Source organism: Phyllobacterium sp. 0TCS1.6A, from assembly GCF_026420825.1.
Lineage (GTDB): Bacteria > Pseudomonadota > Alphaproteobacteria > Rhizobiales > Rhizobiaceae > Phyllobacterium.
Window position 1 is genome coordinate 425,678 of sequence record NZ_JAPMAB010000001.1, and the last position, 16,400, is coordinate 442,077.

Sequence of the window (16,400 nt, forward strand, 5' to 3'; positions counted from 1 at the left end):
GAAAAGTTTTGCTGCATGGATTTCTTCTTGCAGTATGGGGATGACAGGGCATGGACAGACTTGACCGAAAAATTCTTCGCCTTCTGCAGGAGGATGCGACGCTTGCCGTCGCCGATGTTGCAAAAAAGGTAGGGCTTTCGACAACGCCATGCTGGCGGCGCATCCAGAAGCTGGAAGAGGATGGCGTGATCCAGCGCCGTGTGGCGATCCTCGATCCGGTGCGGGTGAATACGCGGGTGACGGTCTTCGTCTCGATCAGGACGGGTGCGCACAATAATGAGTGGCTGAAGCGCTTCTCGGAAGTCGTGCAGGAATTTCCCGAGGTGGTGGAGTTCTATCGCATGAGCGGCGATGTGGACTATCTGCTGCGGGTCGTGGTGCCGGACATTGCGGCCTACGATGCCGTCTACAAGCGGTTGATCAGCAAGATCGATATCCGCGACGTGTCTTCCGCCTTTGCCATGGAGCAGATCAAATATACGACGGAACTGCCGCTGGACTATATGAGCATCGAAAAGGAATCGTCCTGAGCTGAAACGCTGCAGGAACTGCCTTGCATGCGTGAAGGCAGTTCCTGGGACGACGCTGCGCGGTTATTTCTCCAGCCGTGCCAGGAGCGACGACGTATCCCAGCGATTGCCGCCCATCGTCTGAACCTCTTTGTAAAACTGGTCGATCAGCGCGGTCACCGGAAGCTTGGCGTTGTTGCGGTCGGCTTCCGCGAGGCAGATGCCGAGGTCCTTGCGCATCCAATCGACGGCGAAGCCAAATTCGTATTTGCCCTGGTTCATCGTCTTGTGGCGGTTTTCCATCTGCCAGGAGCCAGCGGCGCCCTTGGAGATCACTTCGACGACTTTCTCGATGTCCAGGCCTGCCTTCTTGCCGAAGTGGATACCTTCAGCGAGACCCTGAACGAGGCCCGCGATACAAATCTGGTTGATCATCTTGGTCAATTGCCCGGCGCCGGCATCACCCATGTGCCCCACCATCTTTGCGAAGGATTCAATGATCGGCTTCGCCCGGTCGAAGATTTCCGCTTCGCCGCCAACCATCACCGTCAGCGCGCCGTTCTCCGCACCGGCCTGGCCGCCTGAAACCGGCGCATCCAGAAAATGAAAGCCCCGCTTCTTCGCCTCGTCATTCAGTTCGCGTGCCACTTCCGCCGAGGCCGTGGTATTGTCGATGAAGATGGAGCCTGGTTTCATCGAATGGAAGGCGCCATTTTCGCCTATGGTGACCGAACGTAGATCATCATCATTGCCGACACAGCAGAAGACATAATCCTTGTCGCCGGCGGCGTCGCGGGGCGTTGCCGCGGCAAGGCCGGAAAATTCGCCAGCCCATTTCTTGGACTTTTCAGGAGTGCGGTTGAAGACGGTAACATCGTGACCGCCACGGGTCTTCAGATGACCCGCCATCGGGTATCCCATGACGCCAAGACCAATAAAAGCAACGCTTGCCATTCCGCAGTATCCTCTATCTTATGAGCTTTTCATGAAGTGCAGGTTTGGGAGGTTAGAATATTGCGGCGTCTCATCAAAGGGCTGTTGTGGATTGTTTTTTCCCTTGTACCTCTCATTCTGATCGCTTCCGTTCTCGCCTATATCTGGATCACCCGCTCCGTTACCCCATCCGAGGGCCAAGCGGCGATCGCTGGCCTCGCTGCACCGGTGACGATCACGCGAGACAAGAACGCCGTGCCGCACATTGTCGGGAATACGGTCGAGGATGTGTTCACAGCGCTTGGCTTTGTGCATGGCCAGGAACGGCTATGGCAGATGGAGGTGTCGCGGATGGCCGGGCAGGGCCGGCTTTCCGAACTCTTCGGGGAGACGACGATACCGACAGACCGTTTCATCAGGAGCCTTGGCGTCTACGAATCGGCGCAAAAATCGGCCGATGCGCTGGATCCCGCCGACAGGGCCAAGGTGGAAGCCTATGTGCGCGGGGTTAATGCCTTCATAGACGCGCCAGGCGCGTCCTTCGGGGCGAAATTTTCGCCTGAATTCGTCATTCTTGGCCATCGTCCGGAGAAATGGACGCCAGCGGATGTCATCGTCACCTTGAAACTCATGTCGATCACGCTCGCTGCCAATATCGATGACGAGATCCTGCGGCTGAAATTCGCGCGGCTGGGGATGAGCGATGCCGAGATGCTCGATCTCCTGCCACCCGTCGCCGCGGACACGCCCCCGCCATTGCCCGATCTGCGCGCCTTGCTTGGCTTGCCCAGTGGTGCGCTCAGGGGCGGAGCCCGCGATAGCGAGGCTCAATATGCCGCCTTGGACGACATCATGGCCAGCGGTGCTTCCAACAATTGGGTCGTCGGCGGCGCGCGCACGGAGAGCGGCAAGCCGATACTTGCGAACGATCCCCATCTTGGCCTGACCGCGCCGGCCGTCTGGTACCTCGCGCATCTGCAGGTCAAGAGTGGCGATGGCACCTCCAGAAATCTCGTCGGTGTAACGTTGCCGGGTGCACCGCTGGTCCTGCTCGGACGCAATGACCGTCTTGCCTGGGGTTTCACCAATACGGGCTCAGATGTGCAGGATATCTTCATAGAGCGGGTAAATCCGGCAAATTCGGATGAATACCAGACGCCTGAGGGGTTTGCTGCGTTCGGCAGGACGGCGCAACGCATCAGAGTGAAGGGAGGGGAGCCGGTCACCTTCCACCGGCAGACGACCCGACACGGCCCGGTTCTGCCGGCAGACTATCGCGGACTCGATAGCTACCTGCCTGAGGGCACAGTGGCTGCTCTGTCGTGGACTGCTCTGGCCGAAGACGACAAGACGATTGCCGCTGGCTTCAGGCTGTGGGATTTCGCAAGCGTCACGGAGTTCCAGGAGGGGATGCGCGATTTCGTGACGCCCATGCAATCCATCGTCATCGCCGATATCGATGGAAATATTGGCATGATCGCGCCAGGAAGGGTGCCGATGCGCGATCCGGCGAACGCAATAATGGGACGGGCGCCATCGCCCGGTTGGGACGCGACCTATGACTGGAAAGGTTTTATCCCCTACGAAGCCCTGCCGCGCGCATTCAATCCCGCCGAGAATATATTGGCCACGGCGAACACCAAGATCGTCGGCCCTGACTACCCGCACTTCCTGACGTTCGACTGGGACGAGCCCTGGCGGCTGGAGCGCATAAAATCGCTTCTCTACGGTGCCAGCGGCCAGACACTGGAGACCAGCCGGAAGGCACAGGGAGACGTGCGGTCGGAGGCCTATGCCGCGCTCATGCCGGTATTCTTGAGCGTCAGAGGGCGGAGCGATGTCGACGTCGACGTCCTCGATAGGCTTTCGAAGTGGAACTTCGAGGAAGACAGAGGCCAAACTGAGCCACTCATTTTCAATGCCTGGTTGCGCGCCGCCACCAAGCGGATATTGGAGGACGATCTGGGACAGGCATTTCCTTCGTTCTGGCAGGCCCGCGCTGGAGCGATGCTGCGCTGGCTCGGCACCGCTCCTTCGCGCGATTGGTGTGATGACGGCCGGACGGCAGTGAAGGAAAGCTGCGGGGATATTCTGGCCTTGTCGCTGGCGGATGCAATCAAGGACCTCCAGACGAGGCTGGGTTCCGACCGGTCGAAGTGGACATGGGGCGCATTGCATTATGCCTATGGAGCGCACAGGCCGTTCGCGCAGGTCAGCCCGCTGGATCGCTTCTTCGATGTCACAGTTCCGGCCTCAGGTGGCGCCTATACGCTTGACCGCGGCAAATCCGCTTTCAGCGACGAGAACAACCCTTATCGGGCGACTCATGCCAGCAGCTATCGCGGGCTGTTCGATCTGGCCGATCTGGAACGCTCCACCTACATCCAGACGACGGGGCAGTCCGGGAATGTATTCTCGCAGAATTACCGTGATTATGCTGAACGCTGGTCCAGTCTTGCAGCGATCACCATCCCGACGCGGGAGTCCGGATACGAGGATGGCCGTATCGGTGTATGGCAACTCAGCCCCGGCAACAGGTAGAATATATCGATGACGCCTCAGCTGAGAGGCGTCATGACCGTCTTCTGATAGGCCGGGCGCAATTTGAGGCGCTCGTACCAGGCTGCAAGGTGAGGCAGATCAGGACGTTCTATCGGCATTTCGAACCAGCCATAGGCGAAGCAGCCCGCCGGCACATCGCCGATGCCGAACTCGTCTCCTGATAGATAGGGCTGGGAGGCAAGAGCCTCGTCGGCGATGGCAAGGATCTTGCCGCAGCTATCGAGACCCCGCTCAAGCGCAGCCTGATCCCTCTGATCCGGCCCATATCTTACGACATTCCAGAACACGTCACGGAACGGTGCAGCGACTGTGGAGGTCGTCCAATCCATCCATCGCTCGGCCTTGGCCCGTTCGGCCGGATCATTGATGAACAATGTCGAAGGCGCATAGCGTGCGGCGAGATAGCGGACGATCGTGTTGCTTTCCCAAAGAGTTAAGTCGCCATCTTCCAGCGTGGGAACGAGGCCGTTGGGGTTCTTGGCGCGGTATTCGTGGTCGGAGACGATGCCGAAGGTACCTCCCGCCGGAATGTTCTCATAGTCCAGCCCTGCCTCTTCAGCAGTCCACAGCACCTTCTTGACGTTGGTCGAGTTGGTCCGACCCCATATCTTCAGCATTCGGTTCTCCGATGTTTTAGCGTACGAGATGTCTCGTGATCTGCCTTTCCATCCAGTCCCAGAGATGGCGGAGCAGTTCCACCAGGATGAGATAGATGATGGCGGTCCAGAGATAGGTCTGGAAATCGAACGTGCGGGAATAGGCGAGCTTGGTGTAACCCATGAGGTCGTAGACCGAGATCAAGGCAACGATCGCCGACCCCTTGATCATGAGAATGACCTCATTGCCATAGGGCCGCAGTGCGACGACCAGCGCCTGGGGCAGAATGATCTTGCGGAACGTGACCGATTTCGGCACGCCGAGCGAAGCTGCACCCTCCCATTGCCCGAGCGGCACGCTGCGGATCGCTCCACGCAGGATTTCCGCCTGGTAGGCAGCCGTATTCAACGCAAACGAAAGCAGGGCGCAGAACCAGGCCTCGCGGAAGAACACCCATAGCCCGATCGCCTGAAGCTCCTTGTTGAACGAGCCGACGCCGTAATAGATCAGGAAAACCTGCGCCAGGAGCGGTGTGCCGCGAAAGAAGTAGACGTAGAAATAGGCGAGGGTGGCGAGAATGCGGTTGCTGCTCATCCGTCCCATCGCGATCGGTATGGACAGGATGGCACCTATGAAGACCGACGAGAGAACCAGAATGACCGTCGTTATCAGGCCATCCAGATAATCGGGTCCGTAGCGCGCTACAAGATCGAAGTTCCAGGCGCTGTAGAGGTAGTAGGCCAGCCCAAGCGCGATAGCAGCCCAGAATCCCACCAAGATATGACCGAGGATGCGCGTGCGCGTCCAGCGGCGCACTGGCGGTGGCGGACGCATGGCTGCGCTGGAGACAATTGCGCTGTCGCTCATCGTTTTGTCGCTCCGCTGTTTCGCCCCGCCCAATTGTCGATCCCGCTGATGACGATGGACGACAGTATCGCGAGCGCGAGATAGATGAGACATGCGGTGCCGTAGAAGAGGAAGGCATGCTTGGTGACACGCGCTGCCACTGCCGTCTGGCGCAGGATGTCCGCGAGTCCTATGGCCGAAACCAGAGCGGTATCCTTCAATAACACCATCCACAGATTGCCAAGGCCGGGCAGGGCGATGCGGATCAATTGCGGAAGGATGATCTTGCGCATCGTCTGCCAATTCGACAGGCCGATTGCGTAACCACCCTCGTATTGTCCCCTGGGAATGGCCCGGAAGGCCGAAAGGAACACCTCGCTCGCGTAGGAGGAGAACACCGTGCCCATGGCGAACATGCCGGCGATGAAGGAATTGATTTCGATGGCACCGCCGTAGCCGAGCAATTGTCCCAGCTTCTGGATGCCGATCTGGGCGCCATAATAAACGAGGAAGAGGGTGAGGAGTTCGGGCAGCCCGCGGAATATCGTCGTGTACAGATTTGCAGCCAGTTTGAGCGATGGCTCTTCCGACTGCTTGCCCAGGGCGACGAAGAACCCGATGGCCAGCCCAACGGGCAGGGTCGCTACGGCCAGGGAGATGGTGACGAATATACCCTGGACTATGCTTGGGCCCCATCCGCCTTCGCCAAAACCCAGTAGCGCTATTGAGCCTTCCATAGGCAACTTTCGTAGTTTTTGCGGAACGCCCCATCGACACCCGTTCTTGGTGTCCGTCCCGTCATTTGCATAGGATCAGCAGATGGCGACAGCGCGCCACCCGCCAGGTCGAGCCGCAAAAGCGGCTTAATTATCAGCGCCGTAGACGTCGAACTTGAAGTACTTGTCGTTGATTTCCTTGTACTTTCCGCTCGCGCGGATAGCGGCAATGGCAGTGGAGAACTTGTCTGCCAGCTCCGTATTGCCTTTCTTCACGGTGACACCGGCGCCCGGGCCATGGATCGCGACATCAGGCGTGATCAGGCCGAGCAGCTTGCAGCAAGCACCTGCTTCGCTGTCGAGCCACTGGGTAAGCACGACGGAATCGTCCATCACGGCGTCGATGCGGCCGTTGGAGACATCGAGCTTATATTCGTCGGCAGTCGGATACATCTTGATTTCCGACTCGCCATACTTCGCCTCGGCAAAGTTGGAATGGCTCGTCGAACCCTGTACGCCCAGCGTTTTTCCCTTCAGGGATTCCGGCGTAATGTCCTTTATCTCGGAGTCCTTGGGTACGGCGATTGCCGGTGGCGTGTTGTAATATTTCTTGGAGAAATCGACCTTTTCCAGCCGCTCGGGCGTAATGGACATCGACGCGATCACGGCATCGAACTTTCCTGCCTGCAGTGCGGGGATCATACCGTCCCAATCCTGGGTGACAAAGGTACAATCGGCCTTCATTTCCTCGCAAAGCGCCTTGCCGATATCGATGTCGAAACCTTCGAGCTTTCCGTCCGGCGTCAAATTGTTGAAGGGAGGGTAGGCGCCCTCGGATGCAATCGTCAGTTTCAAGGCGTCCTGTGCCTGCGCTGCTCCCATTGTCAACGCCAATGCGGCGGCCGAAATTGCCAGTGTTAGACGCTTATTGATACGCATGTCTGAACCTCTCTTTTATGACCCGACTGTTCCCCTGTTCTTTTGGACAGTTTCCGGGCTGGTCGCAGGTGTTACTGCTACTGGCGGAATATTCCCACTAGTTTTTGCGTAAATGCAACGGGAATCGTTTCCGCTCTAAACAATTCTGATGAGAATATCGTGCCCGGATGCGTCACCTGCGCAGAACATGTGTCACTGCCGTCGATGCAGGCCCGTCTCGCGTTCGACGAGGTCCGCCAGCCCGCCAATGTCGTTGAGCGAATAGACCGGCAGTCCGGTATCGAGCGGCCTGTGATCGGCCGCGATGGCAACAATGGCCGGATCATTGGCGGCAAGGCTGTCGGTCGATCTCGCTTCGGTCCGCCTTACTTCTATCTTCTTGTGCCGCTCCCTCTTGTAGCCTTCCACCAGGACTATGTCGCAAGGGGCGAGGCGGGCGATCAGTTCAGACAATTGAGGTTCCGCCTCGTCCTGCAGCTCATGCATCAGTGCCCAGCGCCTGTCGGATATGATGGCAACCTCCTTCGCGCCGGCACGCCGGTGGCGGTGGGAGTCGGTGCCTTCATGATCGATGTCGAAATCATGATGAGCATGCTTGACCGTCGAAACGATCCAGCCCCGGCGCACGAGTTCATCGACCAGCCTCTCGGTCAAAGTCGTCTTGCCGGAGTTTTTCCAGCCGGTAATGCCGAATATTCGCTTATCCATGCCTTTCAGACCACTCCTGTTCGGCTCTCCTGAGGTCATCCGGATTGTTCACGTTGAAAAACGGATCCAGCATAGTCTCATTGTCGCCCGACATCTCGAAATTCACGACCTGGTAGGGTTGCGAACCTATCCAATCCATCACGCGACGGTTGCTCGGCTCCGTCAACCACAGTTGCAACGTCTCGCGCTGTGCGGCGGGCCAGATCGAGAAAGTGGGATGAACGCGGCCGCCTGACGCTGCGACGACAATTTGTTCGGGCGCCTGCAAGGCTGCCGCCGAAAGTCGGGCCGCCAGATCGCGCGGGAAAAACGGCGTATCGACGGCAACGGTCAGGATATGGGAGAAAGGGGGTGTCTGCTCATGGGCCCATTTCATTCCCGCAAGAACACCGGCGAGCGGGCCGGGATATCCACCGAGACCGTCCGGTACGATCGGAATTCCAAGGGCTGATAGCGCCTGCCGGTCCATGTTTGCATTGATGATGACGGGTTCTGTCTGGGCGGCGATGCGGCGATAGACGTGCTCCGCCAGAGGCACGCCACCGAGCCGGGCCAAGGCCTTGCTTGCCCCCATCCTGCTTGACCGCCCACCCGCCAATATGACACCCGCAAGACGTATGCTTTGCATCGTTGCTCCCTGGATCGGCAGTTTACGCCCCCTCCGGCGACGTGCTTGCCGTGACCGTCGCGGCCGGTTTCAGTCGGCTCGAAACGCGCTCTCGGTAAAGCGTGTAAAGTCCGCTGCCGATGACAATAAGCGAGCCGACCACCATCGGAAGATCAGGTAGATCGCCGGAGATGAGGAAGCCCAGCAATATCGCCCATAACAGGCTCATATAGCGGAAAGGCGCCACGAACGAGATTTCGCCCTCGCGCATGGCGACGATGAGGAACTGATAGGCCGCCATCACGCAGCATGCGGCCAGCGTCAGAAGACCAAGGTTTCTCAGCGAGAGAGGCGACCAGCCGCCGAGTGGCACGATCATCGCTGCTCCGGCAATACCGACGCCGACCGATGTCAGCGCCGAGATCATGAGAACCGGTATTGCCCTTGGCACTTTGCGCGTCGCAAGATCGCGCAGGGCGGCAAAGATCACCGTTACCACGATCATCAATACGTAAGGGCTGAGGGCCCCGTCGGCAGGCCGGACGATGATCAGGACGCCAGCCAGCCCTATGGTGATCGCGAGCCAGCGGCGCCAGCCGACGGGTTCGCCGAAAAGGAGTGCCGCGCCAAGTGTTACGACAAGCGGCAGTGCCTGCAATATGGCCGAGGCGAGCGGCAATGGGACATGGACCAGGGCGACGAGAAAGGTGACCGTGCCGACGACTTCGCCGATGACACGCAGAATGGTCATCTTGTGAAGAGCACGTCGCAACGGAATGAGCATGCCACGCTGCCAGGCAACGGCAAGGATGAGGATCGTGGCGATGACGCTGCGGATCAGCATGACCTGCCCCATGTTCATTTCCTCGCCGACATATTTCACGGTGGCGTCGTTGAACGTAAAGCACGCCATGCCTGCAGCCATTGCAAGGCCGCCGCGCACATTTGGGGATAGGGCCACGATTCGTTCCACCGTTTGCGGCAATCCTCCTCCAGAATCGCCTAACCCCGTATATCAAAATTTGGAAGGGAAACGCTATCGATAGCTGGCGTCAGCCGCCGGTGACGCTCATATGCCGCGATACAGCCGGGCGGTTATGGCGCCGGTCTATGATGAAGTCATGGCCCTTGGGCTTGCGGCCAATTGCGCGGTCGATCGCCTCCGACAACAATTCATTGCCTTCGGAAGCACGCAGCGGCGCGCGCAGATCCGCCGCGTCCTCCTGGCCGAGGCACATATAGAGCGTACCGGTACAGGTGAGCCGAACCCGGTTGCAACTCTCGCAGAAATTATGGGTCATCGGGGTGATGAAGCCGATGCGGCCGCCCGTTTCGGCTACCTTCACATAGCGGGCCGGGCCGCCGGTCTTGTAGGCGATCTCCTCCAGGGAGAACTCGCGTTGCAACTGCGTACGCAAGAGCGAGAGCGGCAGATATTGATCCGTCCGGTCCAGTTCGATTTCGCCCATCGGCATCGTCTCGATCAGCGTGATATCCATGCCTCGCCCATGGGCCCACCGGATCATCTGCGGAATTTCGAGATCGTTGAAATTCTTGAGGGCAACTGCATTGAGCTTGACCTTGATACCGGCTTCCTGTGCTGCGTCTATTCCAGCCATGACGCGGCTGAAATCGCCCCAGCGGGTGATCGCGCGGAATTTGTCCGGATCGAGCGTGTCCAGGGAAACGTTGATGCGCTTCACGCCGAGATCGGAGAGTTCGGCGGCATAGCGCGACAGCTGGGAGCCATTCGTCGTCAGCGTCAGCTCATCGAGCGCGCCGGTCTGCAGATGCCGCGACAACTGGCCGATGAGGTGCATGATGTTTTTTCGCACCAGCGGCTCGCCGCCCGTAAGCCGAAGGCGCCGAACGCCTTTCTCGATGAAGAGGCTGCAAAGCCGATCCAGTTCCTCGAGGGAAAGCAGTTCCTTCCTCGGCAGGAAGGTCATGTTCTCGGACATGCAATAGGTGCAGCGGAAGTCGCAGCGATCCGTGACGGACACCCGCAAATAGTCGATCGTCCGACCGAAGGGGTCTATCATGTTCGAATGCCCATTGGCGCTATCGGATTGAAGCAAGCTGTTCACCATATCCTCCTGTGACACAGATAGGATTTGCGCGAAGCCTTGTCCAGCCTTGTGCCTTGTCGCTTGCGAAGCTTGATGGCAAGGCCTACAGCAGTTCGGCGCCGCGAACCGGCGCGAGACGACGGAAAGGTGCGCCCAATGACCGATGTATGGCCCAAGGAACTTCGTGTCAGCAAGGATCGGAAGCTGCTGATCGTGGAATTCGACAATGGCGAAAAACATGAATTGCCGGCCGAATATCTCCGCGTCGCTTCGCCTTCAGCGGAAGTGCAGGGACATTCGCCAGAGCAGCGTGTCACGGTTCCTGGCAAGATAGATGTTGCCATCGCCAAGCTGGAACCCATCGGCAATTATGCGGTGCGGATCACCTTCGACGACATGCATGACACCGGCCTGTTCAGTTGGGCTTATCTGATGGAACTCGGGCGCAACAAGGAGCAGCGCTGGCAATCCTATCTGGACGAGTTATCGGAAAAAGGCCTCAGCCGCGAGCCTCGCCGCTCCCGCTGAGCCCGAAACTGGATATTCGAGGGCGAGGCTGCGACATTCAGCGTGTTACGACTACCCTCGTGCCGACCGCGACATTGTCATAGAGATGCCTGACATCGTCGTTGGCCATGCGAATGCAGCCCGACGACATGGCCCTGCCGATGGTCCATGGCTGGTTCGTTCCGTGGATCCTGTAGAGCGTCGAGCCGATATACATGGCTCTTGCGCCCAGGGGATTGTCCGGTCCACCCGGCATATAGGCGGGCAGAATACGCCCCTTGGCCGCTTCCCGGGCCCGCATTCGCGCCGGTGGCGTCCAACCTGGCCATTCGGCCTTGCGCGATATCCTGTTGCTGCCGCTCCATGTGAAGCCTTCCTTGCCGACGCCGATGCCATAGGCGATAGCGCGACCGGGAGAGGTGACGTGGTATAGCCGTCTTTCTCCGGTCCTGATGACGATCGTCCCGGGCTGGTATTTTTCCGATATCGACACACGCTTGCGTGGAATCGGTGAATAATCCGAGCGATATTTGAGAGTTTGTCCCGGTTGTCTGCCTGCCAGAAATATCTTCTTGACCATGCGATCTTGAGATATCGCAGCAGCCTGCAAGCAACCCAGGCAAAAAACGACAAACGTCAGAAAGAAAATCCGTAAAATTTGAACCATCTGTCTCCCCCAAGGCGGATGCAACGAATCCACTGTACTGTGGCATTATTGCACGTTCGCGAAAAGAACAGGGGTGATCAACTCGTTGTGTAGTGAATCGAAATGAAATGACTGTTGAATCACGTTACGTTTGCCGCTCGGGCCGGTGAAAATCATCTGGGGGAAACGTCGGAGCGTGGGGGCATTGTTAAAACAATCTAAACAGGATGTGCTGAAACTGGAGCGACACAGATTCGATGGCCCGCGCACGATCGCGGGCGAGATTCCAGTTGGACGGGCATCATGAACACCAGACTATCCAAACGAGCCGTTTTCATCGCCGCGCTCATGTCGGCCACGGCATTTTCCGCGCAGCCCAGCCTTGCGGCCAGCAATCTGATGGAGCTGTTGTTCCCGTCGCGCCGGATCGAAGCCCAGCCCGTCATGCCCGCCAATCCGCCAAGCAAGCGCACGGCGGCGCCAGCCCGAAGCCAGCCGGTGCGGGCACCGATCAAGCGCGTCACGGTCACCGCTCCCACGAATTATGACTATAAGCCGGAAACGCTTGTTGCCGTCGATTTCAGCAAGGTGGATCCGCAGCTCACTGCATCGGCACATCCTGTCTCCATGGCGCCGACGATGGAGGCTGACAGGTTCGGTCTCAAGATCGATCACCTGAAGGAAGCACAGGTGCAAGCCGAGAAACGCGTCGCGGACGCCTTGTTGTCGTTCTATGCAACAAATCAGAAGCCGATATGGACCAGTTCATATGATGTCACGCCTCAGGCCAAGGCCGTTGTCGCCCAACTGACGAGAGCGGGTGAAGCCGGCCTTGATCCGCTGGATTATTCGGTGAAACTGCCCGGCGATGCGTATGACAGATCCGATATTCCCGGACGGCTCAAGTTGCTGGCGGAGTTTGAGCTGCAATTGTCGGCTCGCGCGCTCAGATACGCCCTTGATCAGAGCGAGGGGAGAATCAATCCGAACCGTCTGAGCGGCTTCCACGATCTGGCGACAGAAAAGGTTGAACCACGCGCAATTCTGGAACAGCTTGCCGAGGCAAAGGATCCGACTGCCGTTCTCGCCAGCTTCGAGCCCAGGAACAAGTGGTATGCCGAGTTGAAGCAGCGTCTGCACGAGATTGCAGACACCGGTCAACCAAGCGTGACCATTGCACCCGGCACTTTGATCCGGCCCGGTCAAAGCAGCCCCGAACTGCCGAAACTTATGGCGCTTTTGCGGGAAAAGGCACCAAAAGCCTATCTGGAACAGCATGATCTGGTGCTGCAGCAGCATCAATCGAGCGAGATCTACGATGAAAGCCTGGTCCAGGCCATCAAGGATTATCAGCTGTCGCAGGGTCGGCGCGCCGATGGAATCATCGGTAGCGCCACGATCAAGGCGCTGGTTGGCGAATCCAGCCAATCCAAGCGCGACCGCATTCTGTACTCGATGGAGCGGCTCCGGTGGATGCCGCATGAATTCGGCGAGCGCTATGTCTTCATCAACCAGCCAGCCTATCGCGCCCAGTATTTCAGCGGCGGTACAGAGAAACTGGCGATGAATGTCGTGATCGGATCGCCGAGAAATCAGACCTATTTCTTCAATGACACGATCGAGACGGTGGTTTTCAATCCATCCTGGGGCGTCCCGCGCTCCATCATCCTCAACGAGATGATGCCGAAAATCCTGAGCAATCCGTCCTATCTCGAACGAAGCGGATACGAAGTCTATGATCGCTCGGGCCGCGTTGTGCCGTCGAGTTCGGTGAATTGGTCGAAGGTGGCTGCCAGTGGTGGCGGCGTCGGCATCCGGCAGAAGCCGAGTCTCGACAATGCGCTGGGCGAGTTGAAGATTCTCTTCCCCAACAGCCATGATATCTACATGCACGACACGCCGGCGAAATCATACTTCAAACGGGATATGCGCGCCCTCAGCCATGGCTGCATCAGGCTCGAAAATCCACGGGGGATGGCGGCGGCCGTGCTGGAACTGTCAGTCGACGAGTTGAAGCCCTATTTCGGCAAGAACGAGCGCAATGTGAAGGTCAAGTCGCAGTTGCCGGTCTACGTCTCCTACTTCACGGCATGGCCGGATGCCACGACGGGCGAAATCAATTATTACGACGATGTCTATGAGCGGGACGCCTATCTGCAAAAGGCCATCGCCAAGACCACCGCGCTTCGGCAGGCGGACATGTTGCAGACCGCCAACCTCTAGGTTTCCAGGAATGCCCTGTTACTTGATCTGAAACGGCGGCAGGCTCTGAAATGCGAGTTTCAGCGCCTGCGACCAGCCCTCGGAGATGATCTCGTAATAGGGGTCGTTCCGCTCGATGCGTTTTTCGAATCCGACCCTGAAACTGTCCGTTTCGTAAAATTGCAGGTCGAGCGGCAAGCCCACCGAGAGGTTGGATTTCAGCGTCGAATCGAACGATACGAGCAACAGTTTCGCTGCTTCTTCGAAGGTGAGGGCGGGATCATAGGATCGCACGATGATCGGCTTGCCATATTTATGCTCGCCGATCTGGAAGAACGGCGTATCCGGAGTGGCTTCGATGAAGTTGCCCTCGGGATAGATCAGGAAGAGGCGCGGGTCTCCGCCCTTGATCTGTCCGCCGAGAATAATGGAAGCCCCGAAGGAGTCGGCGCGTTGTCCCTCGGTATCGACTTCGTGGATCACGTCGCGGATCGTGTCGCCGATCAGGCGCGCGGTCTGGAACATCGAAGGCATGTCGTAAATGGATGGTGAACGCTCGGAGGGCGCCTTGGTCCTCTCGTTCAATATGCTGATGACAGCCTGCGTCGTGGCCAGATTTCCAGCGGAAAGAAGGGTGATTACACGGTCACCGGCCTTGGCCCAGGTATACATTTTCTTGAACGTCGAAATATTGTCGACACCAGCGTTGGTCCTGGTATCGGACATAAACACCAGACCTCGGTCCAGTTTCAGTCCTATGCAATAGGTCATAACGAATCCCGTATTCGATCATCCGAGCGATTACTGCTCTACATTGACCTCGACGGCAAGTGATTCAATGGCGGGTCCGAAGCGGACACCGGATACCGGTGCGGCGTCGCGGTAATCAAGGCCGCAGGCCAGGCGGACATAGGTTTCGTTCGGGCAGATATTGTTCGCGGCATCGAATCCCACCCAGCCGAGGCCGTCGATATGGGCTTCGGCCCAGGCATGGCTCGCCGTCTGTTCGATCGTATCCAGCATCATCAGATAGCCGGATACATAGCGGGCAGGGATCCCGAGGAGCCGCGCCGAAGCGAGGAAGGCGTGGGTGTGGTCCTGGCAGACGCCCTGGCCACTAACCAGCGCCTCTTCACCGGTGGTGTTGACATTGGTCGAGCCGGGCACATAGGCGATGCGCTGGTTTATGGTTTCCATCAGGCGATGCAATATTGACAGCCGATCGCTGTCCTTCGGCATGGTGGCTGCCAGTTCCCGCAACGCTTCACCAGGTTCCGTCAGCGGCGTTTCGCGTTCGTAAAGCCAGGTCGGCATGAAATTATAGACCTTGCCAAGCACACCGGCATGATCTTCCGTTTCCACCTTTCCTTCGGCCCGGATGGTGAGTTCCTGCGCGCCGCGGTCGATATTGATCAGTTGGGTGCGATTGCCATATCCATCCCGATAATTTGCTTCCTCTGTGGCGCCTTCCAGCGTCACGCTCCATTCCAGCACCTTTTGCCCGGGCGAATTATGCGGATGAAGCCGCAACCGCTGGATCGCGTAATGCACGGGCGTATCATAGCGGTAGTGCGAATTATGCTGGATTGTAAGAAGCATGGTCCTCAATCGAAATTGTAGGCTCGGGCAATTTCATTGCTCAAGCTGGTTGTCTCGCAGATTATGTCGCTCAGAAACTCGTGCAGGCCATTGTCGAATATGTGGCGGATCTCGTTGTTTTCCAGCCGCGTCATGATCGCTTCCGACATGGTGTGGCATTCGTGCCTTGCGCCGTAGTCGATCGCGAGATGTTGGAGATTGTCGACGATATTCGAATAGCAGAAATTCAATGAACGCGGCATGCGGGAATTGAGTATCAGATAATCCGCTATGTTCACTGGATTGTATTCGACATCGTAGACCCACCGATACGAGCGATGGGCCGAGACGGAGCGCAGAATCGATTCCCACTGAAAATTGTCCAGCGTCGTGCCGACATAGGAAATCGACGGCAGAAGGACGTAATATTTCACGTCGAGGATGCGGGCCGTGCTGTCCGCACGTTCCACGAATGTGCCGAGCCTGGCAAAGTTGAAAATCTCGTTGCGCAACATGGTGCCGTGAAACGCACCGCGGATGATCGCGGTTTCACGCTTGATCTGGTCGAGAACCCGCGGCAGGTCGGTTTCGGCGATCGCCGAGGCGAGGGTGGCCTTGAGCACCATCCAAGTCTCGTTGACGCTCTCCCAGGCCTCCCGCGTCAGTGCCGTGCGCACCATGCGGGCATTGGATCTGGCTGTTTCGATGCAGGAGATCACGCTGGAGGGATTGCCGGTATCGCGCAGCAGGTAGTCCGATACGAGGCTTGCATTATACTCGTTGTATTTCGCATCGTAGCCGATTTTGACGCCTGCGCTCATGAGTACCGAGGACCATTCTTCGGGAGCGTCGGATGTCTTGGTCAGCGCCATTCTCAATCCGGCATCGATGAGCCGCGCCATATTTTCGGCCCGCTCGATGTAGCGGAACATCCAGTAGAGACCATTCGCAGTACGCCCAAGCAACATATTCTATGAGTAT

17 protein-coding genes are annotated in these 16,400 nt (G+C 58.1%); 4 read left to right on the top strand and 13 right to left on the bottom strand.

Translation table 11 applies throughout. From position 1 onward, the window contains the following. The first annotated feature begins 50 nt into the window (after positions 1–50). Complete coding sequence (locus tag OSJ75_RS02025; protein ID WP_250013537.1) at positions 51–530, top strand: Lrp/AsnC family transcriptional regulator; 480 nt, start codon at positions 51–53, stop codon at positions 528–530. 63 nt (positions 531–593) lie between these two features. Here the strand turns inward: OSJ75_RS02025 and OSJ75_RS02030 are convergent, their stop codons facing one another. After that, positions 594–1,463: an NAD(P)-dependent oxidoreductase gene (locus OSJ75_RS02030; RefSeq protein WP_267226589.1), complete on the bottom strand. Its 870-nt coding sequence runs from the start codon at positions 1,461–1,463 to the stop codon at positions 594–596. 60 nt (positions 1,464–1,523) lie between these two features. Between OSJ75_RS02030 and OSJ75_RS02035 the strand changes: the two genes are divergently transcribed. Continuing rightward, complete coding sequence (locus tag OSJ75_RS02035) at positions 1,524–3,983, top strand: penicillin acylase family protein (protein ID WP_267226590.1); 2,460 nt, start codon at positions 1,524–1,526, stop codon at positions 3,981–3,983. Positions 3,984–4,000: 17 nt separating this feature from the next. Here the strand turns inward: OSJ75_RS02035 and OSJ75_RS02040 are convergent, their stop codons facing one another. The 8 genes from OSJ75_RS02040 to moaA form a co-directional block, all read right to left on the bottom strand. Further along, complete coding sequence (locus OSJ75_RS02040; RefSeq protein WP_267226593.1) at positions 4,001–4,621, bottom strand: glutathione S-transferase family protein; 621 nt, start codon at positions 4,619–4,621, stop codon at positions 4,001–4,003. Positions 4,622–4,637: 16 nt separating this feature from the next. Beyond that, complete coding sequence (locus OSJ75_RS02045; protein WP_250013542.1) at positions 4,638–5,468, bottom strand: ABC transporter permease; 831 nt, start codon at positions 5,466–5,468, stop codon at positions 4,638–4,640. After that, positions 5,465–6,184 (bottom strand): ABC transporter permease, encoded by a 720-nt coding sequence (locus OSJ75_RS02050; RefSeq protein WP_267226595.1) that lies wholly within the window; start codon positions 6,182–6,184, stop codon positions 5,465–5,467. Before OSJ75_RS02050 ends, OSJ75_RS02045 begins: the two co-directional genes overlap by 4 nt. A 126-nt stretch (positions 6,185–6,310) precedes the next feature. After that, positions 6,311–7,102: an ABC transporter substrate-binding protein gene (locus tag OSJ75_RS02055; RefSeq protein ID WP_250013544.1), complete on the bottom strand. Its 792-nt coding sequence runs from the start codon at positions 7,100–7,102 to the stop codon at positions 6,311–6,313. Positions 7,103–7,294: 192 nt separating this feature from the next. Further along, positions 7,295–7,810, bottom strand: a complete 516-nt coding sequence (mobB, locus tag OSJ75_RS02060) for a molybdopterin-guanine dinucleotide biosynthesis protein B (RefSeq protein ID WP_267226597.1) — start codon at positions 7,808–7,810, stop codon at positions 7,295–7,297. After that, complete coding sequence (mobA, locus tag OSJ75_RS02065; protein ID WP_250013547.1) at positions 7,803–8,438, bottom strand: molybdenum cofactor guanylyltransferase MobA; 636 nt, start codon at positions 8,436–8,438, stop codon at positions 7,803–7,805. Before mobA ends, mobB begins: the two co-directional genes overlap by 8 nt. Before the next feature lie 22 nt (positions 8,439–8,460). Beyond that, on the bottom strand, positions 8,461–9,378 hold the full coding sequence (locus OSJ75_RS02070) for a DMT family transporter (protein WP_267226600.1): 918 nt from the start codon (positions 9,376–9,378) through the stop codon (positions 8,461–8,463). 91 nt (positions 9,379–9,469) lie between these two features. Beyond that, the gene (moaA, locus tag OSJ75_RS02075) at positions 9,470–10,459 is read right to left on the bottom strand and encodes a GTP 3',8-cyclase MoaA (protein ID WP_267227028.1); all 990 of its coding nucleotides are present in this window, start codon (positions 10,457–10,459) and stop codon (positions 9,470–9,472) included. Between the two features lie 183 nt (positions 10,460–10,642). Between moaA and OSJ75_RS02080 the strand changes: the two genes are divergently transcribed. Then, on the top strand, positions 10,643–11,014 hold the full coding sequence (locus tag OSJ75_RS02080; RefSeq protein ID WP_250013549.1) for a gamma-butyrobetaine hydroxylase-like domain-containing protein: 372 nt from the start codon (positions 10,643–10,645) through the stop codon (positions 11,012–11,014). Between the two features lie 37 nt (positions 11,015–11,051). Here the strand turns inward: OSJ75_RS02080 and OSJ75_RS02085 are convergent, their stop codons facing one another. Further along, positions 11,052–11,660: a L,D-transpeptidase gene (locus OSJ75_RS02085; protein ID WP_267226603.1), complete on the bottom strand. Its 609-nt coding sequence runs from the start codon at positions 11,658–11,660 to the stop codon at positions 11,052–11,054. 282 nt (positions 11,661–11,942) lie between these two features. Here OSJ75_RS02085 and OSJ75_RS02090 point away from each other — a divergent pair, with 282 nt between their 5' ends. Beyond that, positions 11,943–13,862 (top strand): L,D-transpeptidase family protein, encoded by a 1,920-nt coding sequence (locus tag OSJ75_RS02090; protein WP_267226604.1) that lies wholly within the window; start codon positions 11,943–11,945, stop codon positions 13,860–13,862. A gap of 18 nt (positions 13,863–13,880) precedes the next feature. Here the strand turns inward: OSJ75_RS02090 and OSJ75_RS02095 are convergent, their stop codons facing one another. From OSJ75_RS02095 to OSJ75_RS02105, 3 genes are read right to left on the bottom strand one after another with little or no spacing between them, the layout of a single operon-like run. After that, complete coding sequence (locus tag OSJ75_RS02095; RefSeq protein WP_250013558.1) at positions 13,881–14,612, bottom strand: proteasome-type protease; 732 nt, start codon at positions 14,610–14,612, stop codon at positions 13,881–13,883. 30 nt (positions 14,613–14,642) lie between these two features. Beyond that, positions 14,643–15,440 (bottom strand): transglutaminase family protein, encoded by a 798-nt coding sequence (locus tag OSJ75_RS02100; protein ID WP_267226607.1) that lies wholly within the window; start codon positions 15,438–15,440, stop codon positions 14,643–14,645. A gap of 5 nt (positions 15,441–15,445) precedes the next feature. Continuing rightward, positions 15,446–16,387 (bottom strand): alpha-E domain-containing protein, encoded by a 942-nt coding sequence (locus tag OSJ75_RS02105; protein WP_250013562.1) that lies wholly within the window; start codon positions 16,385–16,387, stop codon positions 15,446–15,448. Positions 16,388–16,400 lie beyond the last annotated feature (13 nt).